Raw genomic sequence first — 26,627 nt, 5'->3', positions numbered from 1 at the left:
AAGTGAAGCACACTTGCCAGCCCAAAAAACGAACACTCGTAATACTTGCTCTATGATACTCCCCTTGCCTCATTCATTATTGTTTGCTTTAATTTCATTCACTGGGTACTGTCATCTCTAAGCTTAAATAACAACCAAACTCTTCAACAAAGTCACAAGCAATACAGGCATGTACCTTGCCCTGTTTGCCCTGAAAATGCGCATTTGCCGCCAGGGGAAATATCGGCTGGTGCCAGATATTCGGTAAAATCTGAATACCGAAGCTGCCGTCACAATAAAAGCCGACAAAGTCATCCGGAGAAATATCATCCCCCGGCAACGCCAACAAGGCAATAAAAGGGGTGCCATCGACGGGATAAAATACCTGGCCGCCGTCCGGGTGATAGTTAGCCTCCCTGATCAGTATCCGGCTGTAATCAACATCGGTTTGCGACTCGGATGCTGTTGCCGGATCGGCAAACCAGCCGGAGATATAATTGCCGTCTACCGCATGATTTCGCGCCAGCATCAAGCCTCCTTTGCGCTCGAAAATAAACCGGCCTTCGGTGATGCCTCCTTCATTGCCCGTGCCTTGTTCAACCATACGCCAGCCGGGCGCAGGCCAGGTTTCAATGATCACTTGCTCGTTATCATAGCTTTTAACCAAACGGCCGAATGGGGCAAAATTTGCCTGGGTGGCACGAATAACCTCCACCTTGTGCAGCCTGATATTGCTTTGCTGGATTGAAGGCATGTGATCAAAGGTGATACAGGGTTCGGCAATGCTTGAGTCTTTTTTCATTACAGGGATTCCAGTGAGTTTTTCCGCTAGTTTACCGGCTGTTTTTATCGAATCAAGCTGGTATATACCAATTAATAATTTCTTATTATTTCCTTCATTTGACTGTAACCAAACTGTCATTTCCTCAGTCTAACATTATAAAAAACACTGGTATAGACCAAAAGAAAGATACCAGAAAAAACCTAAACAACTCAGTCATTCACAAGTTAAGTGCCAACATAAACATAAGGGTCATAAAATGATAAAGCTCAAGCCAGTTGCGGCAGCCATCATGGCAATAACCAGCATAAATGCGTTTGCCGACGGGTCGGTGATAGGTGAAATTAGTGATGCTTCTGGTAAATTATCCGGGGCTAAGATCTCTATTGTTGGCGCCAATTTTGTCACCGCTTCTGACAAGCAGGGGAAATTTAATCTTAGCCGTTTACCTCCCGGACAGCATACCCTAAAAATTGATTATCTGGGTTACCAGCCCAAAGAAGTGATGATTAACGTCACCGACAACCAGGAAGTCAATCTCGGCGCTCTGCAGCTAAGCTATGCCGCAGACTCTTTACAGGAAGAACAAGCCATTGAAGAAGTGGTAGCCCTGGGTTATATGCATCGCGGCAACATGCTCGCCATGAATATGCAAAAAGAAGCACACAATATCAAAAATATCTTATCTGCCGACGGTATAGGTAAACTGCCCGACCGCAATGCCGCCGAGGCGGTGCAACGCATGCCGGGCATCTCCATTGAGCGGGACCAGGGGGAAGGACGTTTTGTCGCGGTACGCGGCCTGCCGGCGCAGTGGAACTCCACCAGCATTAACGGCGATCGCCTGCCCACAGCGGAAGAAGAAACCACCAGCCGCGCGGTCGCCTTTGACTTTTTCCCCACCGATATGATCGAAATGGTGGAAGTCTCCAAAGCCATTACCCCGGATATGGAAGGTGATGCCATCGGCGGTAATGTTAACTTTATCACCAGCCGGGCTCCGGACGAGCAAATCTTTACCATCAATATCGCCGCCGGCGACTCGGAAAAAGCACAAGGCGGCAGCCAGTCGTTTAATGTTTTATACGGCGACCGCTCGGCAGACGGGCGTTTTGGTTACCTGGTCAACGCCACCGCCTGGGAGCGAGACTGGGCCACGGATAACTATGAGCCACGCCGCGCCATTGACGACGACGGTATCGCCGGTGTTCACCGCCTGGAGCTGCGCGACTATACCGGCACCCGCACCACCTATGGCTTAAATGCCTCGGCGGAATACCTGCTCGATAACGGCCTGGTATTCGCCAAAGCCATGTACGGCACCCTCAGCGATGAAGAAACCCATTACAAACACCGTATCCGCTTTAATAAAAACCGGGTGGAGCTACAGGAAATCTACAATGAGCTGATCACCGAAATGCACGGTTTTCAAATCGGCGGCGAGCATGATCTTGACTTAAACACCCAGCTCAACTGGCAATTAAGCACCTATGAAAATACCTTTAAATACGGCGATATTCCTAACAAGGAAGACAATGCCTATTACGTGGTTAAATTTAAACAAGCGGTGGAATTTGATGATGAAGTCGGCCAGCGTAACGGCAGTGACACCGGCAGCTCCCTGGTGTATAACACCATAGACGGCGGCACAGATCCCGGCCGTGAAATCGGCAGCCATTTGTCGGACGACTGGGTCATGGACCCGCAGCAGGCGGTATTGGCCGATGTCGAGTTATACGGCATAGATGTTAAAGAGCGTGACAAAATCGTACTGCAATTGGATTTAACCCATGCCTATAACGCACAGCTGGAATTAAAAACCGGCTTTAAATACCGTGAAAAAGAGCGCAACGCCAGCTTTTACGATAAGTTCTACGGCTGGAATGAAGCCGAATACGGCCCGACACCGACCATGGCAGATATCGCCGATGACTTGGGGGTTGAGTTAAAAGACCAGCCGGGACGTAGCGATTACCTCGACGGCGATATGCCGCTCAGTTACCACCAGCATTTCTCCCAGGTGATCCCGGTCAACGACTTAAAGCGCTGGTGGCAACAAAACCAACACAAACTCACCTTTTTGCCGGGCGACTCACAAACCGTTGAGAACGGCGGCGGCTTAAACCGCAATTTTGACTTAACTGAAAGCCACACCTCACTTTACGGCATGGCCACCTACCAGTTAAGTGACGAACTCACCCTGTTAGGCGGGATCCGGGCCACCCATACCGACACCGAAGTTGACGGCTATGTTGCAGTAGAAAATGACAGCGGCACCAGCGTCGAGCCGGAAAAAGGCAGTAAAAAATACTGGTCGGTATTACCTTCGCTGCATCTCACCTATGAGCTTGATGATTTACGCCAGGTAAGAATGGCGTTAACCCGCACCTTCGCCCGTCCGGACTTTGGCCAGTTATCGCCGGGGGCCACATATCTGGAAATGGAAAACCAGTTGAAGTCGGGCAACCCGGAACTGGACCCCACCTATTCCAACAACTTTGATTTAATGTACGAGCACTATTTCGATAATGCCGGTATGTTCTCCGTCGGCTATTTCTATAAGCAAATCACCGACCCGGTATTTTCACAAACCTACCAGGGCAGCTACCGTGACCAGTCGGTGACGGTGAAAAGCCCGCTCAACGGCGACGATGCCTGGCTGCACGGCATCGAGTTTGCCACCAACACCAGCTTAGGTTTTATTTCCCCGGCGATGGAAAACTTTGGCTTTAGCTTTAACTTCACGCTGATGGACTCAGAAATGGATATCCCCGGCCGTGACGATAAAGTGAAAATCTCCCGCCAGGCAGATGAGCTTTATAACTTCGCCTTTTACTTTGACAACAACAATTTTAGCGCCCGTGTCGCCGTCAACCATAAAGGGGAATATATTGAAGATCACGGCAGCAATGCCGACTTAGATACCTACTATGGTGACTACACCAGTGTTGACGCCACTGCCTCCTATTACCTGACCGACAATGCCATGGTGTATCTGGAGCTCAACAACCTCACCGACGAGCCGCTGGAATATTACACAGGGTCAGCGCAGCGTCCCAACCAGATTGAATACTACGGCCTGCGCGGACAAATAGGCATTAAATACGACTTTTTCTAGCCATTGCCTCACTCTAACCAATAACACCGGCTTTGCCTTTACCTGTAAATGGTTGAGCCGGTTATTTTCCCAGACAAATTTTCCAGATGATTACCAGGAGTAAACATGAACAAGATTGAAGCCGTTATTTTAGATTGGGCCGGTACCGTGGTTGACTACGGCTCGGTTGCCCCCACCAGCATTTTTGTCGAGGCCTTCAAACAGGCGTTCAACTTCGACATCAGCCTGAGCGAAGCCCGTATTCCCATGGGCATGGGCAAATGGGATCACATCAAAACCTTAGGTTTGTTGCCCCAAGTAGATGCCCGCTGGCGTGCCCGGTTCGGCCAGAGCATGACGGATAACACCGTAGATCAGATTTATAAAACCTTTATGCCGCTGCAAATCGCCAAGGTAGTAGAACATGCCGAGCCGATTGCCGGGGTATTGGAAACCCTTGAGTGGCTGACCAGCCAAAACATTAAAATCGGCTCCTGCTCCGGCTACCCCAGGGCAGTCATGGAAGCTTTAGTGCCGGTCGCCGCCGATTTTGGTTACAAACCCGACAGCTATGTCGCCAGCGATGATTTAGCCCCAGGCTCCCGCCCCGGTCCCTGGATGGCGCTGCAAAACGTGATTGAACTTGGGGTAAAAGATGTCGCCAACTGCATCAAATTTGACGATTCCGCCCCGGGGATCACCGAAGGTTTAACCGCCGGTATGTGGAGTGTCGGCATTGCCGTGACCGGTAACGCCATCGGCTTAACCGAGCAGGAATGGCAGGCATTAACCCTGGATCAGCAGGCAGAACTCATCAGCCAGGCCTACAGCACCTTATATCAGGCTGGCGCCCATTATGTGGTGGACTCACTCGCCGATGCCACCTTAGTGGTACAGGAAATCATGGCCAGACGCGCCCGCGGCGAACGCCCATAAGCGCTTTGCAGCACATCATAAGCAATAACATTCGGGAAGTAAGCAAATGACAAATGTCTTTCAGCCTTTTTGGTTTGATCAGGCCGTAGCCGAACAAGGTGAATTTGACTTGCCCGCCGTTAACGGCAATATCACCGCCGACATCGCCATCGTCGGCGGCGGTTTTACCGGTTTATGGACAGCAATAAAAATCAAACAGCAATCCCCCGACAGCCAAGTAGTGATCATAGAAAAAGACCGCTGCGGCCAGGGAGCCTCGGGGCGAAACGGCGGCTGCATGCTGACCTTTTCCACCAAATATGCCTCGCTGGCAAAACACTATGGTCACGCAGAGGCGATAAGGTTGATCAAACTTTCCGAGCAGGCGGTGTTTGACATCGGGCGTTTCTGCCTGCAGTACGGCATAAATGCCGATATTCGCATTGACGGCAGTTTATACACCGCCACCAACTCCTGCCAGGTAAAGCAATTAAACGACTTATACGCTTTTTTACAGCAAAACCGGGTGAGCGGCTGGCAAAAAAATGACCACAAACAACTGATGGGCGGCTCAGCAAAAAATATCGACGCTATCTTCAACCCGGCAGCAGGCAGTTTGCACCCGGGCAAGTTAGTAATGGGACTGGTAAAAGTGGCGCTGTCCTTGGGGGTTAAAATATACCAGCATACCCCGTTAACTCAGCTACACAGATCTAACCCTGTTGTATTAAGCACCCCTTTTGGCAGCATCCGCTGTAAGAAGTGCGTGTTAGCCACCAATGCCTGGACCCCGGCAATAATTAAAGAGCTCAAGCGCAGCATAGTATTGGTGTCTTCAGATATGCTGATCACTGAGCCTATGCCGGAGCTTTTGGCGACACTAGGCCTTAATCATGGCATGGCGGTGGCAGACAGCCGAATTTTTGTCCATTACTACCGCACCACGCCAGAGGGGCGTTTGATGCTGGGCAAAGGCGGTAATTACTTTTCTTACGGCAATAAGATGCGCCCCTTGTTCAATCAAGCTTCGCGTTATCAAAGACAATTAAAACAGGCTTTTAGCTCATTTTTCCCTGAATTGCCGGCAAAGTTTGCCCGCAACTGGACCGGCGCTTCGGATCGCTCCGCCACCGGCTTGCCCTTTTTTGGCGCGCTAAAGGATAACCCTAACATTTTCTATGGCTTAGGTTATTCCGGCAACGGCGTGGTACAAAGCTTTTTAGGTGGTGATTTCTTAAGTTCTTTAGTGTTAGACTTGAAAAATAACAACTCCCGCTCGCCTATGGCCCGGGGCCCGTTGGCACATTTCCCTCCCGAGCCGGTAAGAAGCTTAGGAGCCAATATGGTCAAAGCAGCAGTAAAGCGCAAAGAGCATATGGAAGATCAGGAACAACCGCCATACTGGTTAGACTGCCAGCTGACCAAACTTGCCGCCAGTGCCGGCAAAGCAGATAAGAATAATTAGCATGTCATTATACCAAACGATTAAAGAGGCCTTAGCCGACCTGACTTTTTCAAGTGATACTCCGGGAAAACTCCCCTCGGAAAGACAACTGCAACAGCAGTTTAATTCCACCCGGGTAACGGTACGCGAGGCCTTAATGCGCCTTGAAGCCGAGGGGGTGATCTACCGGCAAAACCGCATCGGATGGTTTTTATGCCCGAAGCGCCTGTTGTGGGATCCCATTCAAAAAGTTAACTTTTATCAATTGGCAAAAAACCAGGGGCTCAAAGCGAAAACAGAATTGCTAACCTGCAAGCAAACCCGGGCCAGCAATGAGATTTGTCAGGCCTTTACCCTCGATAAGCAAAGCGATTTTTATGAAATATACCGTATCCGCTATCTCGATGATCGTCCGGTAATGGTTGAAGAAATTTATTGTCCGGTGCAGCAGTTTCCCGGCCTGACTGAAAAAGCCCTGGACAGCTCGATCACCACCATTTTTCAGGATGATTATCAAGTCAAAGTCAGCCACGAGCAAAGTGACATTATCGTCACCGCCCTGCCCGATAATAAAGCCGAGCAGCTTAACTTAAACGGCGGCGCCGCCTGCTTAAAAATCATAAGAAAACGCTTCAACGAGCAACAAGAGCTAGTGGATTACAATATTGAATATTGGCTGCATAGCGCTATTGAAATGCGGGTACAAAGTAATTAATCACAAAAGTGAACATATGAATCAATGACACTCTATACCAAGCGAACACGAATTTATCCCCACAAGGCACCGCATTCATATCAATAGTGATAATCCCTACGAAAAATATTTAAATAAAAGTATTGTTAGACGGAAAAATATCGTATCCCGTTCATTTTCTTAATATTAGAAATATCAGCAGATGGATTGATATAGGAGTATAAAGTGTATATTTTACATTTTATGAAATGCTCAATAGTTAGGAATTTAGGGAGCATAGTTGACTTCTCAAGATTTATTTAAAAAAGGAAATTTCTTTAAAGCCAGAATATGGTCAAAAAGGCGCAACATTAAAAGCTCTAAAAGCGGTGCCCGAAGATGAAATTATTCATGAGTTATTGAGCCAGAAAACCAGTAATAAAATAAACGCAATCTTTTTTATGTTTTGGTTATCGCTGCACTGGGTGCTTTTGTGTATTTGAATATCTAACAAGACAAATACTCTGAAACTTATTGCGATATCAGCGTCAGTACAAAGAGGTAAATTATGAGCAGAAAGCTTACAGTATTAATAACGGGGGCTAACCGAGGTATTGGTCTGGCATTGACAAAACATTATATTTCTCTGGGGTGTGAGGTGATTTGCACATGTAGAGATGAGCAATTGACATCAATGCGTGAGCAAATGTTAAGTTTTGGTGGTAACCCCGAAAATGTTATAGCTTTAACGCTCAACGACTCAAGACAAATAGAAAGAATAGCCGAAGTTTTCCCTGCCAAAAGTCTTGATATTTTAGTGAATAATGCTGCGCTAGGCGATGCGTCTGAAGGGGCAAAATTTGATAAAATGAATATGAATGAGTGGTCAGATGTTTTCCAGGCTAATACCATTGCACCGGTTTTGTTAAGTAAAACCCTGTTTCCTTTTCTTGAAGCTTCGCCCAATCCTTTAATTGTTATGATCACCAGCCATTTGGCTAGTATTGAGCTCAATGATTCTCCAGATTCCGTACTTTATGGCGCGAGTAAGGCAGCATTGAACAGTGTCGTAAGGCGTCTGGCGATTTCACCGGAGTTTATCGATCGCAAGATCACTTTAGGTTTAGTACATCCGGGATCAGTTAAAACACGTTTATCCGGGTTTCAAGGGATCAGCACGGAAACTTCTGCGCAAAATATTGCCGCTGTTGCAGAAAAATTCAAGTCCGGTGAATTTTCATCTGCCAGCTTTATTGACTCTGAAACTCAGACCGTTATTCCCTGGTAAATTTATCTGGTAAAAACCTTAATAGCTGTCCAGGGGGAGTACCGCTGACAAGCTCAACCATCAGAATCGCTGCGCTCTTCGCAGCAATTAACCGTTAGCCAATAAATAGGAAGGTTAATTTTGAGTATTATTGAAAATGTCCTAATTGCTTTAGGCTTGTCTCCAGCTAAAGAATTGACAGACTCTATGCGAGAATCGAAGACGTTAACGATCATGGTTGTCGTTGGTCTTATTTTATTCGGTGGTTTCGCATTATTTTTACTCCATATGGCAGGCAAGCAATAATTGTAACCTAATGCGGTAACTAGCTGGCAAGCCCTTATCATTCATATACATTTTGGAGAATAATTTGAAATTTGCAGTATTCATTTTATATTTCTTTGCAATGCACGTATTTGCTTGTGGAGAGCTGACAGAAAAAGCGTTTCTTCCTTTTGCCGTTGAAATTGAAAATGGTGCAGGAAAAAACATGAAGACATACGAAGTCTATTTTCCTGTCAAAGATATCAAGGAAACAGATTTCTTTTTAAATGGCATAACGTCATATGTTCCAGAACTCTTTCAAATAGAACTGTATTATCTGGAAACTGACCGCTATATTGGTGATTATTATTCAGCAATGTTGACCCTTAATAAATCACTTATAGATAAAGCTTTAATTGTTGGCGGTTACAATGCACTAAACAAGGAAAAGACTTCTTTAGTATTTTGCGGTAATTTCAAGCGGTTTGAATTAACATCACTACTAGAAAATAAGCGACCTAATTTAAGAGAAGTAGCGCTACCCAAGCCGCTTATACTTTGATGTTTATTTAAGGGAATAAGTTGATTACAAATTACAAAAACAAAATAAATTTTAGTTATGCCCTGAAACAACTGGCCGTCTTTTTTGCTCTGTGTATTTCTATCCAGGTTCATGCAGCTAATAGCATTAACGGTATACGTGTATGGCCTGCTCCGGAAAATACCCGTGTGGTTTTCGACTTAAGTAAAAAACCTGATTATAAATATTTCAGTCTATCTTCCCCGCAACGCTTAGTTATTGATTTTAAAGATAGTAATTCACTAATTTCCTTCCAGAACCTGGTTAAGGATGATCGTCGAATAAAAAAAATACGCAAGAGTAAGCCAAAAAATAAAAATTCAACACGTATCGTTTTAGAGCTTGCAGATAACTATCAATTAACCGTCTTTCCATTAGCGCCCATAGGCCAATATGGAAATCGTCTGGTTGTCGATTTATATGATAAGAATCGTGACAGTAAAGTCGTTAGCAATAAAAGTGCTGACACCAATCGCGATATTGTTGTGGCCATAGTTGCTGGCCATGGGGGAGATGACCCGGGCTCTATAGGCGCCAACGGCAGTTATGAAAAACGTGTCACCTTAAAAATAGCGAAAAAGTTAGCAAAACTGATAAATAACCATCCGGGCATGAAAGCGGTGATGATCCGTCAAGGTGATTATTATGTCGCTCATAACCGTAAACCCAAATTAGCACGTAAGCATAAAGCCGACTTATTAATTTCTATCCATGCTGACGCATTTACTTCGCCAAAACCCAGTGGCGCTTCGGTATTAGTACAATCGCCACGAAGGGCAAATTCTGAGTTTGCCCGTTTGATTGCCAATCGTCAAAAAGAGTCTGAGCTGTTGGGGGGCGCAGGAGAGACGATAAAAAAAACCAAAGATAAAAACCTGGCGATTACCCTGGCGGACATGAAAAAAGAACATACCATGAAAAGCAGTTATGAATTTGCTACACATGTTCTTAAGCAATTGAAAAAAGTGACTAAGCTTCATAAAAAAAAGCCGGAAGGATTAAGCTTGGCTGTACTTAAGGCACCCGATATTCCATCGGTATTAATCGAAACCGGTTTTATTTCTAATCCGAAAGATGAAAAGAATCTCAACAGTTCTGCCCACCAACAAAAGTTAGCAAAAGCAATATATACGGCGGTAGATAGTTATTTTAGCCGTAGCCCGTCTGAAGGTACTTTGTTAGCTGCCAATAGCGTGAGGGTACATAAAGTCAACCGAGGCGAATCACTGTCTGTTGTCGCGCATCGCTATAAGGTTTCTGTCGGGCATTTGAAAAGAATAAATAATCTCACTTCAAATACCATCAGAATTGGACAAACGTTAAAAATACCACGAGCGGAATAATCCAGAGACAGCTGATCTTGCGATTAAAATTTGATCCAACCTAAAAGCGCTTTGAACACAGTGCCATTATCAATGGACGCTTTACAAAAACAGAGTTTATAAACGGGGAAAGTGCCGCTGCGGCCAAAATATTCAAACAGAAAAATACATTTTCGAAATCCTCAGGTGGCTAAGCAGCTAACCAGTAAAATAATAAGGAAGTATTACAGCTGGCCGTAGCGGGAAAAGCGCAGTAACATTCCTATTTTTAAGGGGTTATACACTAAATATATAAATATGGATAAAGTGAAAGTAATAGCAATAAGCGGTGTTTCTGGTTGTGGTAAAACGTCGGTAATTAAACAATTGGCTAAAGAGTTTTCTTGCCCGTATTTACTTTTTGATGATCATACGGATGAAAATACTTATCCAAATGATATGAAGCTATGGTTTAAGCATGGTGCTGATGTAGCAGAGATCAAAACTCCGAAATTTGTCAATTCACTTCGTCATTTAAAAGCCAAGAGCAATAACGCATTTATTTTTATCGAAGAGCCATTTGGCAGGTGCAGAGATTCAATTGCTTCATTGATAGATTACGTGGTTTTACTAGATCTGCCTATGGAAGTTTGTCTGTCCCGTGTAATTATGCGACATATTAAACATGCCTCCGGTGATTCATTAAATACGATTCCCAGGTATTTATCCATGTATGACGATCATTTTCGAGACATATATATAGAATCAACCAATCAAGTTCGTGAAGATAGCGACCTTATCATTCAAGAAGTGGCATCAATTGAGTCAACGACAAAATCAATTATCAACTTCTTGAAAAACAATACAAAACAATAAACATCCTCAATTCAACCTATGCCGAAGTTTATGCGAACGTTAGGTGTTTAATGACCTGGAGTAACCCGAATATTAAAGAAAAAATGATAGCCGGCGACTATATTTCTGAGCCGCTATCATTTTTCTCTTATATAAGGCATCTGCTTCTTTGGAATCTTGCGACAATTCGGCCCTTAGAGCCAAGTTCGTTTAATGATAAACTAATTAAGCATTATTTTAGCTAGCTCTTCGTTCGGCGGTAATTTTTCGCCAATGCGCTCTCCAGTTACGGCGTGATATGCTAAACCACTCATTAACTTTTTGAAAACGCCCTTCATCATTGGTCCCATAACTAAAAACCCCATTAACCACCCCAATGGCCCCGCTTTCACCACAAAATCAGATGACATGTAGAGCTCGCTGCTGTTGGCATCGATCTCTTTCACACGCATTTCGGCATACATATTTTTTAACGGTAACGAAAACTCAGAAAGCTCCATTCTGAACCCCTGTCCTTCCTGGAACTCAATAATTTCTTCAACCAGGCTTGAGCCATCATTAAAAGTACATAAGCGCTTTGCTCCCAACCCTGAATTAATACCATTTACTATTGGAGATGTTTTTATTGTTGTAGCGAATTTTTCAACGCTGCTGAAATCTCCCATGACTTGCCAAATTTTCGCTGCCGGGACCTTAACTTTTATTGTCTGTTCAATGTGATGTGACATAAAAAATACCTTATTTCAAATTAATGCTTTTCTAGCCGCTGCTTTGGAGTAGCGGTTAGCGTTATATTTGTTTTTCCTAAACGGCTTGCAATCCTTTAATAATTACCTCAACTGATGCCTTCAGGCTCTTTTCAAAGTTTGGTTTGAGCTCTTTAAACGGTTCGAGTTGATAGATTTTATTCAGCGCCTCATTTTGGTGGGATTCAGCCGCCCAATAATTAGCGGTCGCGGCAAAACTCAGCGTTAAAAACTGAAATGCCTTTTCACCTTGGATGTTCGGATATACCCTGGCGATCTCAATAGCTAGTTGATAAAGTAAGTTCATTGAAAGTTGCTTGAACTCCAGCAACTGCTCGTAAGAACTATTGCTTTCGAGCGACAAAAAAAGTATCGGTGTCAGATCCAGAAATTGCGGATGAGACATATTTGACGCAACCCAATTTTCTGCAAAAAGCTCAACTTCCACGTCTTGATTGAGCTTTTTAAGTCGCTGACTAATGTCCTCAAACCAAGCTTCAAAAAGGCTTGCAAAGATATTCAAAAAAATTTCTTCTTTAGAGCTAAAGTACCGATACATATTGGACTTGGTAAAACCCGCCTCTGAAGCGATTTTGTTGAAACTAACTTTTTCATAGCCTTTTTCTTTAAACAGAGCCAAAGCCGCGTCATAAATAGCTTCTTTTCTCTCATTCTTCTTTTCGTCTGTTCTTGCTCGCTGCCAATTCATAAATACCACTTAAGTAACCGACGGTCTCTTATTTAAAGGTTAAGAGACCACCGGTCTTTTGTCAAGTTGTAATATTAGCAAGGTAAAGATATGGCGCAGGCATTGTTCTATAACATGCAAAGTGTATTAATGACGTTACTTAGCATTGCTGAACAGGAACTATTGATTTATATAGGATAAATATTGTCTGCCAAAATGGCTTTATCTGAGGGATTAAAGTCGACTTTCATTTAGGTAGTAAATTTTAAAGTATGAGCAAAGGCATCGATTTAATATGATATTTGGGTTAATTAACGTTTGAATAAATGTTGTATAGGCGACAAAATATCATAATTAATAACGACATTTTGTCGGTTAATAAAAGCTGTTAGGCATTCGACGAAAATGACCAATGGATAAAGTATGAAAAAATTTGAATATAAAGTTGTCGATTCAAAAGATGTAGAAACTGCCGGATTGTTTAAAGGCAGAAAACGTGAAGATGTAGAAAATTATCTTAACGCTTTAGGCAATGAAGGGTGGGAACTTGTAAACGTTGATTTTCGTGAACTCGAAGGCGGGTTAGAATTCGCTGGAGTTATGAAAAAAGAAGTTTAGGCAAACTATAGTATTTTTATGCGCCTGATAAGTCGAGCCGCGATGGCCGGCAAAGCTGGCTGGACCTGTGTACAAGCCTGGGTAACAGAGCATTCGATGAGTGCTATATTGAGATGATAATGAAAGCAAAAACCTTAATAACGCTTATTGCGACACACTTATTCGTAGGAGCAATTGGATTTGCGCTAGGGATTTATGTCCTTCCTATTATCACAGCCCCCACCTCTCCTACAGCATCAGAAATATCAGTAATATCCTCTAAAGCGCAATATTCTGCAGAGTTCAAAAGAGACCTTAAAGACAGTGATTCACTTCACTGGGGTAAGGGCAAGGTTGCTATTGGCTCAGAATTCATCACACTCATGGGGGAACTCGCACCTGGTCCAGACTATAAGCTCTATCTGTCATCAAAGTTCGTGGAAACAGAAGATGACTTTAATCGCTTGAAAACCACTATGGTACAGGTAGGTGATGTTAAAACCTTTGAAAATTTTGTCGTGAAAGTATCCCCCGATATTAATCCGTCTAAGTACAACACGGTTATTGTTTGGTGCGAAACTTTCGGTGAATTTATTACATCAGCAAAATACCGTTAATTAAAGTTATGCGGCAAGAAATGGCTGTGCATCTGCCTATCCTTAGCTCTTATAAGGAGTAGTCGTGATAGGCAGTTACGCAACATAAATCACAGTCTCAAAATCAAACAAACCGAGTTGAATATACTGTCGCTTGTTGCCAAAAGGCGCAAGAAATTACGGCATACTCCACCCATGTTAACCTCAGTGTTACCCAATAAGCCGAAATTTTCTCTCGCTAGAGACTGCACTTAACTAAAAGGTTTAACCGCTTCAACAACCAGAAACTCACCTTCGGATGAAGTGTGCAAACTTTTGTTAATCCCCGTAAAGCCTGACAGTTCAAGCAGGGCTTTAATGCCGTTAAATGATTTTAATGAGTTATCCACTTGCATATCTCCGTCAATAGGTGTGTTCAGGTCTTCACACAGCCAAATGCGTCCGCCGGGTTTTAATCCTTGAAAAATGAGCGACATGGCTAATTTAGAATCCTGCCAATGATGAACCGAAAAAGCTGCCAGCGTTAAATCCACCGAGGCGTCTTCCACTGCCAGCTCTTCGGCCCCCGCCTTAATAAATTGAAGCTGATATTCTGGCAAATCGGCTTTTTGTTGCCTTACTTTAGCTAGCGCAATCATTTTTTCGGTAGGGTCAATGGCCAGTACTTCAACCCCGGCAGCATGTTGCGCCAAACATAAGCTTAAGTAGCCACCTCCGCAACCGACTTCGACAATGCGATAGTCAGCCGCAACCTTTGCCAAAGCAGGAATTTGCTGATGAAACTCTAGCTCTCCCCATTTTTCGTCATAAGATAAAGCGTGCTCGTCATTCCAGTGATTCATATATGATTTAACCTGTTTTGTTTTGATAAGCCTATTTTGTCCTAGGTTTAAGCACAGTCACAGTGCTAAACTTTAGTAATAATCGGCTTATTTTTGGCTTTTATTGGTTTGAACTCTTATCTCCCTGTTGACTCCGGCTTCGCTCATATCGACGAACTGCATAGTGAAAAACATCATGCTCATGAAGAATATGTGATCACCCTGATGCTGGCAGGTTACGTTACCTTTGAAGGCGAACAAAGCGTGAATATTAAGCCGGGCATGCTTACCTTAGTGCCATCAGGTATGCCGCACGCCTTAGTTAAAGGTAAAAATATGCAAGTGCACTGGTTAAGCTTTGCCCCCTATTCAATTCACTTAGATGAGAAGCATGAACTGATGCGCCCTTTTGCCCAGGTACGCAAAGGTGCTTTGCCTATCTTCAAGTTACCCTCAGCAAGGCTCGATTACGTGATTAACCTGTTTAATGAAGTCCAAAATGAATTGACGGCAGGGAAATCGAGCAAGGTTTTAGAGAGTTTAGTTTGTTTGATATTAAACGAAGCCGGAAAAGCGTCGAAACTCACCCTTGTGGATTTGGGGGCAGAAACCAAAGTCAGCAAAGCGATGCAATATATTCAATCACATAGCTGCGAAGGCATTAGCCTGAAAGACGTTGCATCGGCACTCCATATCAGCCCGGCTTACCTGGCAACTAAGGTTAAGCAGTCAACCGGATACACTGTGGGTCAATGGATTATCAGGCACAGACTCAAACGGGCTATGGAACTATTGGCAAATACCGATGAAAAGGTTGAGCAGATAGGGCTTAGCTTAGGCTGGCAAGACGTCACTCATTTTATTCGGCAATTTAAAAAATTCCATCAGCAAACACCCGCAGCCTGGCGACGAGGGCAAAAGTCGCAGCAATAGCTCATTTCACTCAAAACCTGAACAAAGCGGTTTTGCCCCTCCGATACTGTTTCCATAAACTTAATAAGTTTTCCCTACCAGTACGCTGTGGTTAAAACCTGTTGAATCACCATATAAAAAGTACTCGGTTACCAAACAACTTCCCCCGCAGATGTCTTTACAAATGGCATTTTATAGAGTGTGTAATAGACAAGCAGGATTGACCACAGTTTTATGGTTGAATCACTATCTTATCTCTGATTCATTCGGGCTTCATCCTCCGTTGCAGGTGGGAGCTGATCTGACTTCAAATCAACACAGGCTGGGATACATTAGCAGGTTTATTCAAGTTTTCTTTAGATATCTTGAATATTATAAGCAGACACACTCCGAGTTATTGTTAATGCTTGTGAGTTTGAACAGTTAAAGAGGTTTGAATATGAAAAGTAAACTCAAAAATGCATTCGAACGGGAAATGCAACTGGCAAAAGAAGCGTATAACAAGAGTAATTACTCTCAGAGTTTTCATCACCTGGAAAGGGCCCATATCCTTGGCCAGTCATACATTATCCCTCACACGAGATCTCACTGGTGGATGCTTAGGCTTGGCTGGAAAACCGGCGATAATAAAGAAATCTTCGGACAAGTTACCCGAATCATTGCCTCTATTATTTTTTCCCGGATTTGGGTGCCTATTGGCAACACCGGCGGGGCCAATGTCAATCCCTTGAAAAAGATGCCTATTCCGCAAGAATTGCAAAAACTCCTTGATGAAATCCCGGACAGCTAACTCATATGATACTGCGCAAGTGGCTCGCAAAAGGGAGCCTTATTGCAGTTTTGCTATTACGACTTGCAATAGCCTACCCGGCCATTTCTTTTCAACTGAAAGTCAAAAAAATTGACCGGGAGACAGCTCACCAGAAAACTGACCAAAAGCATAACGGTATTGATAGCCCGCTCACGCATGTCAGGCTTATACCGGTTATGGACTAGAGTTAATGGGCCTTAATTTGCCGATACAGGCTGCAACTTGTTTTTCATAATTGCCTTATACTTACTGAAAGTGTCCTCATCTGCGTAAAAACCAGCCGGTAAACATGAAACTCTATGCTTTTATTTTTCTGGTATTATTGTCGGGGCAAATAAATGCAAATGAAAAAACGATAAAAGTCGCCGTTGCAAAACGTCCTTCCGCTTCCGAAACCCTGTCCGGACCTTTACCTAATGTTATCGCCAGCATACTGGATGCCGGCGGAATAAATTATCAGATGGATTTATTCCCTTTTCCCCAATCCCTGAATCAGGTCGCTATGGATAACTTAAAGCAATACAAAATTGTGGTAAGCCTGGCCCATCAAAACCTTTTTGATTTTCCAACGATAGGGATCCCTAAAATTGAAGGGGCGATCAAAATGATCCAACATGCCAGGGTCGATGGCTTTATTTTTACTGCGGCAGCCGTTGACCCTGTTATTGATAAACTTAAATTAAATAATATCAGACGAACTTTTTTTGCCCGGCTGAATGTTAAAGTTGCATTGCCTACCGGCGGGGTTGGAGGCAATATAGCTCAGGCACTGCAAAAAGGCATTGATAAACTGCAAAAGCAGCAAATTTACCTGTCACTGACATCAGGATGGAATCAGGAATATCAAAACTGGCAGCCATACAAAAAATATTAATTCCATATAGGCAAGCTTGCAGGTTTCATAATCAAATTTTTACGGGCCGGAATCTCGCGTAACTAGAGCATTAAAACAGCGTCAGGCTTTAGCTGTCCAAGTTTTGTTTTATTGAAAAGCGTGGCCAAATTTAACTGACCACTGCAGTTATCACCGCCGCTACTGATTACGCTTGTGCTTAGGCACGTAATTTAAAATAGAAACCGGCACTACCTTTTTGACGGGAAAACCTTCAATTTCTTTGCGCTCAATAATATGTCCCAAACGACTTTCTATCGCACAAAGGTTTCTAAAATTATCTTTTGACACAAAAGAGATGGCTTCACCGGATGCACCGGCACGTCCGGTACGGCCAATGCGATGAATGTAATCGTCTGCCTGATCCGGCAAATCATAATTCACCACACGAGGAAGCTCATCGATATCAATGCCCCGGGCAGCAACGCCGGTAGCCACTAAAAAACGTAATTCTCCCGATTTAAAGTCGGCCAGTAATTTTTCACGAACCGCCTGGGTTCTGCCGCCGTGAATGGCCTCGGCTCTAATGCCGCGCTTTTCCAGTTGGCTCGCCAGCTTGGCGGCGCCGTGTTGAGTCTCAATAAAGATAAGCGCCTGATCCCACTGCTGCTCCTTAATCAAATGACTCAACAAGGCGGATTTATTGCCCTTATCTACCGTGATCAGCCACTGGTCAATTTTTGCTGTGGTCGCACGTTCGGGAGAAATCGATATTTCTACAGCATCCCTGATGGCGGTTTTCGCCAACCGGCGAACATCGTCAGAAATGGTGGCAGAAAATAACAGGTTTTGACGCTGCTCAGGCAAGCGATCAATAATTTTATTAATATCGTCGATAAAGCCCATATCCAGCATTCTGTCAGCTTCATCCAGCACCAGGACTTCAAGTTCATCAAAATGCAGCGCCCGTTGATGCGCCATATCCAATAACCTGCCCGGGGTGGCAACGAGAATGTCTATGCCCCAGATCAGCCGCTGTTTTTGAGGTTGGGAATCTACGCCGCCATACATTGCCATGGAACTCAGCTCCAGATGCTTACCGTAGTGGCTAATACTGGCCTCAACCTGCACCGCCAGCTCACGCGTAGGGGTAAGGATAAGTGCCCGAATACGCTTGCCACGCAGCTTGCGCTCAGAATTCAGTTTCTCCAGCACAGGCAAGACAAAGCTGCCGGTTTTGCCGGTACCTGTTTGTGCGGCGGCAACTAAGTCTTTTCCCGACAAGATAACAGGTATTGCTTGTTTCTGAATGGCCGTGGGCGCTTTATAGCCCAGCTCAGATACGGCCTGTAAAATAGGATCACATAATCCAAGTTTTGAGAATGGCATTTAGAACCTCGGGCATATAATTATCAACGGATTGCTCTGCCTGCTGGTGCTAATAGCAGATCGCGAGTAAAAAGAGCCGCGCAGTATAACAACAAACCACATAGCGTCAAGGCAGGAACCGAAAGCGTACGCAGAAAAGCCGGGCACTTCGTAGTAGCAGTTGTGAACAGGCAAACTGAACTTTACCCGTTAACTTTCAGCGTCCAAAAATAAGTGAGGAGTCCGGCTTCATTTAAACGTATCAATCACATCATGCCAGGATGCAACTTGCCTTGCCCTAAAAGCTCATAGCTTAAAAAAGAATGCTCAACTGGTAACTTATTGAACGTCCGTGGGTAATTGGCACCTGGCTAACACCACGGCGCCTGACGTATTCGGCCATATTGACTTGCTCTTTGGTCAGGTTATTCACTTTGACGTTATGAGATAACTGATAGCCAGCCAGGTCTTGTGTATAGCTGGCATTGATATCTAAGGTGATGGAGGAGCTGATGGGAGACTCAGGCCCACTACTGCTGCTGCGATAGCTGAGCATGGCTGCCAGGGTGACATTATGCCAGGATTTGTTCAAACCCAGGGAGAAGTAATAGTTAGGGACAAACTTAAAATTATAATGCTCGTCCCTGCCAGCTTTATCTCCATCGTCACCGTCCAGATAGTTAGCACTTAACATGGCGCCCCAGTTGTTCCTGCTCTGGTAGCGAGTCTCAATTTCTACGCCGTAGCCGGTAAACTCTTCGCCGTTATTATAAATGTTTACATTGGGGGCAACTGTGCCGTCTTCGAGTATGAGGTCGCCTATTCGCCTGAATATTTTATTATCATAAAAGGCATAATAAGCTGTTGCCTGCAAGGACCAGTTTGGCGCTACAGACAGATAGGAAATTTCAAAAGAGTCGCTGGTTTCGGGATTTAACTCCCGGTTACCATGAACGCCTGCCCCGATATCAATAAAGAAAAGTTCGAAGATGGAGGGTGAACGATATGATTGAGCCGCAATAAATTTTATCCGTTGCTTTGCTGATAAATCATAACGGTAACTTAACCTCCCGGACAGGTTGGTGCCGAAAAGTTCATTTTCGGTGTTTCGAACACCGAACAGCCAATGATGTTTACTATGGTTTACGCCTAATTGACTCCAAAAAGCATAGGAAGAAAGACTTCTGCCGGTTATGTTCTGCCCCAGTATAAAGTTTCCGGCAAAATCATAATTAGAAAAATCCAGGCTCCTGCGCGTGTCATAATCTACACCCAGCTCTAAAGAATAGCTATCAGTTAACAGCTTATTAAAACTGAGCTGATGATGTATTCTCCTGCTTTTTCTGCTGCTTGATTCTCTTTTGTCGGCAAAGCGATAGTAGCTTTTTTCTGTCCTGTCGTAGGCAAAAAGATAGTTGAGTTTGCCCTGCGCTCCGAGCTCGTTTTCATAACCATAACTGAACATATAACCTTCATTTTTTAGCGGACCGCCGGCTCTACTGAAAAAAGGAACAAAAGCAAAAAAGTTTTCATCAATTTCATAGGCATTGGCCAGTACTTTATGCTTGCCATGTGTCAACACGACACTGATGTTATCATTATCGATGAAATCGGTGACTCGAGCGGTTTCTTGGTTTTCGGCGGTAAAATCTCTTTGCTGCCTGCCCTGGTGTTTTTTTGAGAGCGCAAGAAAGAATTTGCTTTGTTCAAAGACATCAAAACTTTGCGAATAATTCAGTACATGATGACTATGATTACCAAGCTGAAGATTAGCATTGGCATAGGCAGTACGTTGATCTTTAAGCTTAATATTAATGGCACCGCTATAGGCATTGGTGCCGTACAATACTGAACTCGGGCCTTTAAGTACCTCAATGCGTTCAACATCACGAATATTGATACGGTTGAGTTTATTATCGCTATAAGTACCATCCCAACTGGGCACATCATTGATCATCACCAGTACCTTGTTGGCATAATTGTCCTGCAACACTCCCCTGATAGTGGTTAAATTCTTTTGAAAATAGGTGTGGATCACTTCTACGCCAGCAAGCTTACTGATGGCATCTGAAATCGATTGGTAACCATAAGTCCGGATATCCTTGGCGGTAATCACCGATACCGTAGACCCGGTATCAAACAGAGATTCCGGCTGCGTGGAGGCTACAGTGATCGGTATTGCCAATAACTGCTCAAGACTCAAACTAAACAGATTATCATCACTGGCCTGCTGTGATAGGCAGGCCTTGGCATAACAGCAAGACGTACAAATAAACAGGATAGGAGCAATATTATATATGGCTCGGCCAAAGAAAAAACCATGCATGCGTACAACCTCATTTCAGGCTTTACTTCGGCTATGATGAGCGCTGTATTAACCCCAGCATCACAGTACCAGAAGAAACTTATGTAGTTCTTTTTGTTCAAGTGCCATTTGCTAAATGGCTTCAGCCAAAATAAACAAATAATAGCCTGGCACAAAATAAACAACATAAGAGCTCTAAAGCCCCTGACAGCTAACAAGATCAAGTAAAGAAGATAAATGCTGATTTTGCATTAAATTTAATAACACGACAGAGCCGTTATCCCCCCATAAACTAAAAATGCCATAGTTATCCCAGGATTACGCCTTAAACACCTGATACATCAAAAAACTGAAATTTATAGCTGATTATTCTTATCTTAAGCATGCAATTTTGTTTATCGCCAAAAGCGACTGGTGCTAGAATGCGCACATCTACAAATTAATAGGATGAGTTATGAAATATGTTGTTTTAGCTATCGTTATTGCACTGGTGGTATTTTATTTCACCAGAAGCGCAAATAATAAAAAAGTCGCGGTTGAGAACATTGCTATCGGCAAAGACTTTTTAGTAAAAAACAAAGCGATAGAGGGAGTGACTGAAACGGCTTCAGGATTACAATATCAAGTTTTACAAAAAGGCGAAGGGAGCGAGCACCCCACAGCCCGTTCGAAAGTAAAAGTGCATTATCATGGCTCTTTAATAGACGGTACTGTTTTTGACAGCTCGGTAGAACGCGGCGCGCCCATCAGCTTTGGTTTAAACCAAGTGATACGCGGCTGGACCGAAGGGGTTCAGTTAATGGTGGTTGGTGATAAATTTAAGTTTTTCATCCCGGCAGAGTTAGGCTATGGCAATAGGGCCGCAGGAAAAATAGCACCCGGTTCCATGCTTATTTTTGAAGTAGAACTGCTGGAAATTCAATAGTTCAATGCATTGGCGTCAGGCACTTTCAGATTGAGAGTGCCTGATTTTCATGGCGATAAGTCTTTGCATGTCCATCTCTGCCAGCTTTTTGGAAAAGCAGAAAAGCTCAATAATATTTCATTTGGAGTCAACGTTTTCTCAAAAGACTTAAATTGCAGCAACAGACTAAGAGAAAAACTCCCGGCGCCTCATCAGTAACAGCGCAAACATCGACATCACTAACGATAAAGCAGACGCCAATTAAATAGCTTCAAACTTGTATCCTGCACCATAAATGGAGCGAATAAAATCATGCTCTAACGGCAATTTACTTAATTTTTTGCGTAAATTTCGGATATGGCTGTCCACAGTCCGGTCAGAAACATCACGATAATCCTGATAAACCAGGTCAATGATTTGCCCGCGGGAATAAATTCGGCTTGGGTTGGCGTAAAGCAGGTGGAACAAGGAAAATTCTATCGCCGTTAACTCTACCGCCTGCCCCTGGTAGTTCAGGCAAAAGCTGTCGCTGTCCAGGATTAACTTTCCCGCCGCATTGGCGAGCTTGCCAAAGCGGCGTAAATTGGCTTTTACCCGGGCAACCACTTCTTTGACACTATAGGGCTTGCAGACATAATCATCTGCTCCTATCTCCAGGCCGATCAGGCGGTCAACTTCCTCTATTTTGGCGGTAGCCATAATAATAGGGACTTCAGAAAATGCCCGCACCTCCCGGCAAATATCCAGGCCATCTTTACCCGGAAGATGGATATCGAGAATGATCAGCGCCGGCGTATTGCTTTTTACCCAGCCGACAACCTCATTGCCGTCACTCAAATGCTTGGTCATAAAACCCGCCGCCTGCAGATAGGTAGCGACAATATCTGCAATATCAAGATCATCTTCAACAATTAATATCATTTGTCCGTTCATCTTTATTCATCCGCCAGCGGCATTGTTATGTTAATACACAAGCCCCCCAAGTTTGAAAGTGACGCACTGATCTCCCCCTGATGAGCTTCAATTATTTGCTTACATATATATAACCCTAAACCACTGCTTTGGGTTGACATGGCTTGTGTCTTTTTACTGCAATAACTATGACTGAACAAATCATTCAACTCACTCTCTGCCACCGCAGGCGCACTGTCTTTGATGAGCAGCTCAACCGTTTGCTGATGCTGCCTGGCAATAATAGTTAACTTTCCCGGTTGATGCGTATAACGCAACGAATTTTTAATAATATTAGCAAACACTTGCGATAAACGACCCGGATCGGCAATCACGATTGCCGTACCTTCGAGTTTAATCGAGACTCTAAAAGACAGGCCTTTGGACTCCACCAGCGGCCGGTAGGCATTTATTTCCTGTTGCAGCCAGGATTTAAACAACAGCGCTTCGGGGTTTAAGCTCAAAGCGCCCATTTCCAATAACGATACCTGACGTAAATCTTCAATGCTATTGGTCAGCTCTGCCAGACGCTGACTAAGAATGTCATGTGCCTGTTCGGGATTTTTTACCATGCCGTCTTTCAGGGCTTCCAAATGTATCTGGATCACAGTGATCGGATTTTTCAAATCATGGGCAACATTGGCGATAAACTGGTTTTTTTGCTCCATCAGCGCCATCACCAGCTTCGACTGCTCCAGGGCAATACGCTTTTTCTGGCTTTGCCGTAAATAGAAAAAACTAAACAAAGCGAACAGACAAAGTGCGCTCATGCCGGCATAAAACCACAGCTTTTGCTGCTCGGCTTGCTGTAACTGCACTTGGTTTTGCTTTTCCAGCAGCTGTTGCTTAACCAGCGCGGTGTTTTTCTGCGCATTAAGCAAATTTATTTCATTTTGCTGCTGGAACACTCTTTGTTCATCTTTAACTTGCGCTTTTTCACGTTCGAATTCTCGTAACTTTTTCAGGTAGAAAAGTGACTTAGCATAGTCCCCCGCCTGTTCATAAATATCGCTGGCGGTTTCATATTTTTCGATGTTCATGGCGATATGGGTAGTCTCAAAGGCGAGTGAGGCCTGAATACTTTTTACTGCCGATGGAATATCCCCCACGGCAAGATAATAGTTGGCAAATGAGGTTTGAAGATCTTCATGCACCCGTTCAGAATTAACGTCTTTCACTAGGGCTTTTACTTTATTTAAGGTACTGAGGCTGGCAATATAATTTTGCTGTTCAATAAATATTAAGACTTTTCCCAGGTGCACTGTGGCTAAATCTTTTTTGCTTGAATGGTTCACCATATAACCCAGCGCATTATCCATATAAGCAATACCCTCATCATATTGCTGCAGCTTATAATAGCTAAAGGCCATTTTATAGTTTAAGGAAGCCAGGTTTCTTGCGGATTCATGCCCTAAGTCCCGGGCTTTTTGAAAATATGCCAGTGCTTGCTGATAGTTTTCTATTTCATGATGGAGGGTGCCAAGGGCGGTGTAAGATAAAAATAACCCGGACTTATCATCAAGCGCCAATTGCTCTTTAATCGCTGACATCAATGCCGGTAAGGCCGCTTTAATATTGCCGTACGAGGAAAGGTGATTAGCTTTAATCGCCAGCATCCGGGCTGATTTTTTGAAGTCTTGTTCTTTTTTAAGGGTTTCAATCGCTAATTGAAAATAAGGTTCAAATTTTTCAAAGTCGGGAATAAGCGCAACATTATTGGCCGCTTCGGTATATATATTCCCCAACAACTCAGGCGCATGCGCTTTTGCCAACGGCAATGCCTGCTGTTCAATGATTTTTAAGGCCACGTCATTTTTGTCGATCATGCGCTCACTTTTTGCCAACAGCAGTAACCCCTGCGCATGGGCTTTGTATAACTGATTTTCTTCTGTCATCAACGCCAGCTTTTGATAACTCGCTTTAACACCGTCAAAATCTCTGTTTTTCCGCTGTGCCCGCATCACAAACAACAGCGCTTGCGCCGTTAATGCCGGTTGCTGTTGCTGCTGCACCGAAGACAGCAAGGCAAGTGCCTGTTGCTCGGCATCATGGTCTTTTAATGAGATTTTCGCGATCGCCTGCTGTAAAGTTTCCGGGCTATGCTCAGCAAAAGTGAACGAGGAGAGGCTTGCTAGCAATATAAAGGTGGCAAAAGAGAAACGTTTCATCAGGCTGTATCGAAAGAAAAAAACGGATTTAAACAAACCCGCTATTTTTAGTCAATGGCTTATCTTCTGGAAAAAACCGCATCAAGTGAAGCCCCTCCTTAGCATGTTAATCTTTCGTATCTTAATGCTAAACATGGCGTTATTATTAATATTGCCCTGCTTAACCTTTGTCCTGGTTTTACTTTATCATCGGCCATCTACAACAGCATTCAGGGTGAATCTTGATTACCTTGATTCCTTATAGCGGTTAAATAAAACATAGAGGGCTTGCGCCCGGGCTTCTCTTTTAGCATTTATCAAGGGCTTCGCCATGACTTTTTCAGCAGGTTGTTTTTCCTGGAGTTCTGCTACATTGACATCATTGTCGGGATGATTTTCCATAGATGAGAATGCTAATTTATTCATGTAGTGCCTAATGGTTTTTTATTTGCAAGCACATTTGACCTTAGTGCTTGTTCAGTCTGTTTTTTTGACTGCCGGACGGCAGGCTTCAATGATGATTATCGTTTCACTAAAAAGATAAAATAATTGGCGTTATGGTTTTCCCTCATGATAAAAAAGAAATGTGCACTGAATATGCAGAAATCAAATTTTATTATCTCCGGGAGTTAACCTTGGGCTTAAGCAAATAAACAATGAGCAAAAGTTGTTCTGGAAAGTCAACCGAGATGAAAGAGTCTTTTTATGCTAACAACAAGAAATGTTTGGAAAACCAGCCACGCCGGAGCTATTAAGCGCTTGAAGCTGATCACAGAAGATTTAGCTGAACTGGCTCCTGATTCGGTCCGGATAGAAGTCAAAGCCGTTGGTTTAAATTTCGCCGATATCTTCGCCTTAACCGGCCTTTATTCCGCCACCCCGAAAGGTGCCTTTATTCCCGGTCTGGAGTATTCAGGTGTAGTCACAGCTCTGGGTGATGCGGTCACCGATTTTAAAGTCGGTGACCGCATCATGGGAGTCACACGTTTCGGGGGCTATGTCGACAAGCTTGATACTACACCTGAACATCTGCAGCTGTTACCCGAAAGCTGGAGTTTCGAACAGGGGGCCGCCTACCTGGTACAAACCTTAACCGCCTGGTATGCCCTGACAGCGCTTGGCAATATCAAAAAAGACCAGCAAGTGCTGGTGCAAAGTGCCGCTGGCGGTGTCGGTTTGCAGGCAATGAAAATCTGCCGGGCATTAGGCGCCCACCCCGTGGGATTTGTCTCCAGTGAGGAAAAAGCGGCTTTGTTAAAATCCCTTGGTTTTGAGCAAAGCTATATTCGCCAACAACCTTTTGCCGACCAGTTAACACAACTTAACATCACCCTGGATCTGGTGCTGGATGCAATCGGCGGTGAAGTACAATACGCCAGCTTCAATGCCCTAAAGCCCATGGGACGCCTGGTGGTCTTTGGCGCTGCCGAGTTTACTCCCGGCAAAAATCGCCCGAATTATCTTAAAGCCGCCTGGCAATACCTGAAACGGCCCAAATACGATGTAATGGAAATGATCAGCGAAAATAAATCCGTGATGGCATTTAATTTGATCTGGCTGTGGCAGGAAACCGGTTTAATGGCTGAGTTAGTGTCGCAAATGGGCCGTATTGATATAGCCGCCCCTTATGTTGGTCACACCTTTGCCTTTTCACAGGCGCATCAGGCCATCGAATGTCTCAGATCAGGAAAAACCGTCGGCAAAGTGGTGTTAACACTGGCGTCAAACGACTAACAGCAGTGTACAGCTCAACAAAAAAGTGCTGCCTTGGCTTTCATGTATCAGGTTATTTT

At 44.1% G+C, this 26,627-nt stretch carries 25 protein-coding genes; 16 read left to right on the top strand and 9 right to left on the bottom strand.

What is annotated here, in order from left to right; all coding sequences use genetic code 11:
- Nucleotides 1-94: 94 nt before the first annotated feature.
- The gene (locus tag SG35_RS29160) at nucleotides 95-781 is read right to left on the bottom strand and encodes an ureidoglycolate lyase (protein ID WP_053043006.1); all 687 of its coding nucleotides are present in this window, start codon (nucleotides 779-781) and stop codon (nucleotides 95-97) included.
- Between the two features lie 238 nt (nucleotides 782-1,019).
- On the opposite strand from SG35_RS29160, the gene SG35_RS29155 reads away from it, so the two are divergent.
- The 9 genes from SG35_RS29155 to SG35_RS29115 all read left to right on the top strand — a co-directional run bounded on the left by SG35_RS29155 (nucleotide 1,020) and on the right by SG35_RS29115 (nucleotide 11,177).
- A complete protein-coding gene (locus SG35_RS29155; RefSeq protein WP_044832678.1) occupies nucleotides 1,020-3,878 on the top strand; it encodes a TonB-dependent receptor in 2,859 nt (952 codons plus the stop codon).
- A 105-nt stretch (nucleotides 3,879-3,983) separates the two neighbouring features.
- Nucleotides 3,984-4,793 carry a phosphonoacetaldehyde hydrolase gene (phnX, locus tag SG35_RS29150; RefSeq protein ID WP_044832677.1) on the top strand — a complete coding sequence of 270 codons (810 nt, stop codon included), beginning with the start codon at nucleotides 3,984-3,986 and terminating at the stop codon, nucleotides 4,791-4,793.
- A gap of 46 nt (nucleotides 4,794-4,839) precedes the next feature.
- Nucleotides 4,840-6,237 (top strand): FAD-dependent oxidoreductase, encoded by a 1,398-nt coding sequence (locus SG35_RS29145; protein ID WP_044832676.1) that lies wholly within the window; start codon nucleotides 4,840-4,842, stop codon nucleotides 6,235-6,237.
- Between the two features lies 1 nt (nucleotide 6,238).
- Complete coding sequence (locus SG35_RS29140; RefSeq protein ID WP_044832675.1) at nucleotides 6,239-6,931, top strand: UTRA domain-containing protein; 693 nt, start codon at nucleotides 6,239-6,241, stop codon at nucleotides 6,929-6,931.
- A gap of 526 nt (nucleotides 6,932-7,457) precedes the next feature.
- Complete coding sequence (locus SG35_RS29135) at nucleotides 7,458-8,177, top strand: SDR family NAD(P)-dependent oxidoreductase (protein ID WP_084692715.1); 720 nt, start codon at nucleotides 7,458-7,460, stop codon at nucleotides 8,175-8,177.
- 120 nt (nucleotides 8,178-8,297) lie between these two features.
- A complete protein-coding gene (locus SG35_RS29130) occupies nucleotides 8,298-8,462 on the top strand; it encodes a hypothetical protein (RefSeq protein ID WP_160298286.1) in 165 nt (54 codons plus the stop codon).
- 64 nt (nucleotides 8,463-8,526) lie between these two features.
- The gene (locus tag SG35_RS29125) at nucleotides 8,527-8,982 is read left to right on the top strand and encodes a hypothetical protein (protein ID WP_044832673.1); all 456 of its coding nucleotides are present in this window, start codon (nucleotides 8,527-8,529) and stop codon (nucleotides 8,980-8,982) included.
- A 20-nt stretch (nucleotides 8,983-9,002) separates the two neighbouring features.
- Nucleotides 9,003-10,343 (top strand): N-acetylmuramoyl-L-alanine amidase, encoded by a 1,341-nt coding sequence (locus SG35_RS29120; RefSeq protein ID WP_236702587.1) that lies wholly within the window; start codon nucleotides 9,003-9,005, stop codon nucleotides 10,341-10,343.
- 237 nt (nucleotides 10,344-10,580) lie between these two features.
- Nucleotides 10,581-11,177: a nucleoside/nucleotide kinase family protein gene (locus SG35_RS29115; RefSeq protein ID WP_337993204.1), complete on the top strand. Its 597-nt coding sequence runs from the start codon at nucleotides 10,581-10,583 to the stop codon at nucleotides 11,175-11,177.
- A 200-nt stretch (nucleotides 11,178-11,377) separates the two neighbouring features.
- Here the strand turns inward: SG35_RS29115 and SG35_RS29110 are convergent, their stop codons facing one another.
- Together SG35_RS29110 and SG35_RS29105 are read right to left on the bottom strand one after the other, a co-directional pair.
- Nucleotides 11,378-11,884, bottom strand: coding sequence for an SRPBCC family protein (locus SG35_RS29110; protein WP_044832671.1), 507 nt, complete (start codon nucleotides 11,882-11,884; stop codon nucleotides 11,378-11,380).
- A gap of 76 nt (nucleotides 11,885-11,960) precedes the next feature.
- Complete coding sequence (locus SG35_RS29105; RefSeq protein WP_044832670.1) at nucleotides 11,961-12,611, bottom strand: TetR/AcrR family transcriptional regulator; 651 nt, start codon at nucleotides 12,609-12,611, stop codon at nucleotides 11,961-11,963.
- Between the two features lie 402 nt (nucleotides 12,612-13,013).
- On the opposite strand from SG35_RS29105, the gene SG35_RS29100 reads away from it, so the two are divergent.
- Both SG35_RS29100 and SG35_RS29095 read left to right on the top strand, forming a co-directional pair.
- Nucleotides 13,014-13,208 carry a DUF4177 domain-containing protein gene (locus tag SG35_RS29100; protein ID WP_044832669.1) on the top strand — a complete coding sequence of 65 codons (195 nt, stop codon included), beginning with the start codon at nucleotides 13,014-13,016 and terminating at the stop codon, nucleotides 13,206-13,208.
- Between the two features lie 119 nt (nucleotides 13,209-13,327).
- Nucleotides 13,328-13,804, top strand: a complete 477-nt coding sequence (locus SG35_RS29095) for a DM13 domain-containing protein (protein WP_044832696.1) — start codon at nucleotides 13,328-13,330, stop codon at nucleotides 13,802-13,804.
- A gap of 230 nt (nucleotides 13,805-14,034) precedes the next feature.
- Here the strand turns inward: SG35_RS29095 and SG35_RS29090 are convergent, their stop codons facing one another.
- Nucleotides 14,035-14,625, bottom strand: coding sequence for a class I SAM-dependent methyltransferase (locus SG35_RS29090; protein WP_044832668.1), 591 nt, complete (start codon nucleotides 14,623-14,625; stop codon nucleotides 14,035-14,037).
- Nucleotides 14,626-14,733: 108 nt separating this feature from the next.
- Between SG35_RS29090 and SG35_RS29085 the strand changes: the two genes are divergently transcribed.
- The 3 genes from SG35_RS29085 to SG35_RS29075 all read left to right on the top strand — a co-directional run bounded on the left by SG35_RS29085 (nucleotide 14,734) and on the right by SG35_RS29075 (nucleotide 17,201).
- Nucleotides 14,734-15,537, top strand: coding sequence for an AraC family transcriptional regulator (locus tag SG35_RS29085; RefSeq protein WP_044832695.1), 804 nt, complete (start codon nucleotides 14,734-14,736; stop codon nucleotides 15,535-15,537).
- A 418-nt stretch (nucleotides 15,538-15,955) separates the two neighbouring features.
- On the top strand, nucleotides 15,956-16,306 hold the full coding sequence (locus tag SG35_RS29080; protein WP_044832667.1) for a DUF3703 domain-containing protein: 351 nt from the start codon (nucleotides 15,956-15,958) through the stop codon (nucleotides 16,304-16,306).
- A gap of 310 nt (nucleotides 16,307-16,616) precedes the next feature.
- On the top strand, nucleotides 16,617-17,201 hold the full coding sequence (locus SG35_RS29075) for a hypothetical protein (protein ID WP_044832665.1): 585 nt from the start codon (nucleotides 16,617-16,619) through the stop codon (nucleotides 17,199-17,201).
- A 159-nt stretch (nucleotides 17,202-17,360) separates the two neighbouring features.
- Here the strand turns inward: SG35_RS29075 and SG35_RS29070 are convergent, their stop codons facing one another.
- Both SG35_RS29070 and SG35_RS29065 read right to left on the bottom strand, forming a co-directional pair.
- Nucleotides 17,361-18,548 carry a DEAD/DEAH box helicase gene (locus tag SG35_RS29070; protein WP_044832664.1) on the bottom strand — a complete coding sequence of 396 codons (1,188 nt, stop codon included), beginning with the start codon at nucleotides 18,546-18,548 and terminating at the stop codon, nucleotides 17,361-17,363.
- Between the two features lie 292 nt (nucleotides 18,549-18,840).
- Nucleotides 18,841-20,853 (bottom strand): TonB-dependent receptor plug domain-containing protein, encoded by a 2,013-nt coding sequence (locus SG35_RS29065; protein WP_044832663.1) that lies wholly within the window; start codon nucleotides 20,851-20,853, stop codon nucleotides 18,841-18,843.
- A 433-nt stretch (nucleotides 20,854-21,286) separates the two neighbouring features.
- On the opposite strand from SG35_RS29065, the gene SG35_RS29060 reads away from it, so the two are divergent.
- Nucleotides 21,287-21,757: a BamJ family beta-barrel-assembly machinery protein gene (locus tag SG35_RS29060; RefSeq protein WP_044832662.1), complete on the top strand. Its 471-nt coding sequence runs from the start codon at nucleotides 21,287-21,289 to the stop codon at nucleotides 21,755-21,757.
- A 240-nt stretch (nucleotides 21,758-21,997) separates the two neighbouring features.
- On the opposite strand, the gene SG35_RS29055 is transcribed toward SG35_RS29060, so the two are convergent.
- From SG35_RS29055 to SG35_RS29045, 3 genes are all read right to left on the bottom strand, one after another.
- On the bottom strand, nucleotides 21,998-22,669 hold the full coding sequence (locus SG35_RS29055; RefSeq protein ID WP_044832661.1) for a response regulator: 672 nt from the start codon (nucleotides 22,667-22,669) through the stop codon (nucleotides 21,998-22,000).
- 2 nt (nucleotides 22,670-22,671) lie between these two features.
- The gene (locus tag SG35_RS29050; protein ID WP_044832660.1) at nucleotides 22,672-24,855 is read right to left on the bottom strand and encodes an ATP-binding protein; all 2,184 of its coding nucleotides are present in this window, start codon (nucleotides 24,853-24,855) and stop codon (nucleotides 22,672-22,674) included.
- A gap of 225 nt (nucleotides 24,856-25,080) precedes the next feature.
- Nucleotides 25,081-25,260: a hypothetical protein gene (locus tag SG35_RS29045; protein ID WP_152646603.1), complete on the bottom strand. Its 180-nt coding sequence runs from the start codon at nucleotides 25,258-25,260 to the stop codon at nucleotides 25,081-25,083.
- Between the two features lie 279 nt (nucleotides 25,261-25,539).
- On the opposite strand from SG35_RS29045, the gene SG35_RS29040 reads away from it, so the two are divergent.
- Nucleotides 25,540-26,568, top strand: a complete 1,029-nt coding sequence (locus SG35_RS29040; protein ID WP_044832659.1) for a zinc-binding dehydrogenase — start codon at nucleotides 25,540-25,542, stop codon at nucleotides 26,566-26,568.
- The last annotated feature ends 59 nt before the right edge of the window (nucleotides 26,569-26,627 follow it).

The sequence above is a fragment of the Thalassomonas actiniarum genome, from assembly GCF_000948975.2.
Lineage (GTDB): Bacteria > Pseudomonadota > Gammaproteobacteria > Enterobacterales > Alteromonadaceae > Thalassomonas > Thalassomonas actiniarum.
This window is presented reverse-complemented; position numbering and strand designations above follow the sequence as displayed.

Bases quoted from the DNA above. Each gene is read 5' to 3' on its own strand.
- SG35_RS29040 (WP_044832659.1), top strand. From the start codon at position 25,540: ATGCTAACAACAAGAAATGTTTGGAAAACCAGCCACGCCGGAGCTATT.
- SG35_RS29060 (WP_044832662.1), top strand. From the start codon at position 21,287: ATGAAATATGTTGTTTTAGCTATCGTTATTGCACTGGTGGTATTTTAT.
- SG35_RS29155 (WP_044832678.1), top strand. From the start codon at position 1,020: ATGATAAAGCTCAAGCCAGTTGCGGCAGCCATCATGGCAATAACCAGC.
- SG35_RS29075 (WP_044832665.1), top strand. From the start codon at position 16,617: ATGAAACTCTATGCTTTTATTTTTCTGGTATTATTGTCGGGGCAAATA.
- SG35_RS29140 (WP_044832675.1), top strand. From the start codon at position 6,239: ATGTCATTATACCAAACGATTAAAGAGGCCTTAGCCGACCTGACTTTT.
- phnX (WP_044832677.1), top strand. From the start codon at position 3,984: ATGAACAAGATTGAAGCCGTTATTTTAGATTGGGCCGGTACCGTGGTT.
- SG35_RS29050 (WP_044832660.1), bottom strand. From the start codon at position 24,855: ATGAAACGTTTCTCTTTTGCCACCTTTATATTGCTAGCAAGCCTCTCC.
- SG35_RS29110 (WP_044832671.1), bottom strand. From the start codon at position 11,884: ATGTCACATCACATTGAACAGACAATAAAAGTTAAGGTCCCGGCAGCG.
- SG35_RS29070 (WP_044832664.1), bottom strand. From the start codon at position 18,548: ATGCCATTCTCAAAACTTGGATTATGTGATCCTATTTTACAGGCCGTA.
- SG35_RS29045 (WP_152646603.1), bottom strand. From the start codon at position 25,260: ATGAATAAATTAGCATTCTCATCTATGGAAAATCATCCCGACAATGAT.
- SG35_RS29065 (WP_044832663.1), bottom strand. From the start codon at position 20,853: ATGCATGGTTTTTTCTTTGGCCGAGCCATATATAATATTGCTCCTATC.
- SG35_RS29080 (WP_044832667.1), top strand. From the start codon at position 15,956: ATGAAAAGTAAACTCAAAAATGCATTCGAACGGGAAATGCAACTGGCA.
- SG35_RS29090 (WP_044832668.1), bottom strand. From the start codon at position 14,625: ATGAATCACTGGAATGACGAGCACGCTTTATCTTATGACGAAAAATGG.
- SG35_RS29145 (WP_044832676.1), top strand. From the start codon at position 4,840: ATGACAAATGTCTTTCAGCCTTTTTGGTTTGATCAGGCCGTAGCCGAA.
- SG35_RS29105 (WP_044832670.1), bottom strand. From the start codon at position 12,611: ATGAATTGGCAGCGAGCAAGAACAGACGAAAAGAAGAATGAGAGAAAA.
- SG35_RS29055 (WP_044832661.1), bottom strand. From the start codon at position 22,669: ATGAACGGACAAATGATATTAATTGTTGAAGATGATCTTGATATTGCA.
- SG35_RS29095 (WP_044832696.1), top strand. From the start codon at position 13,328: ATGAAAGCAAAAACCTTAATAACGCTTATTGCGACACACTTATTCGTA.
- SG35_RS29100 (WP_044832669.1), top strand. From the start codon at position 13,014: ATGAAAAAATTTGAATATAAAGTTGTCGATTCAAAAGATGTAGAAACT.
- SG35_RS29135 (WP_084692715.1), top strand. From the start codon at position 7,458: ATGAGCAGAAAGCTTACAGTATTAATAACGGGGGCTAACCGAGGTATT.
- SG35_RS29160 (WP_053043006.1), bottom strand. From the start codon at position 781: ATGAAAAAAGACTCAAGCATTGCCGAACCCTGTATCACCTTTGATCAC.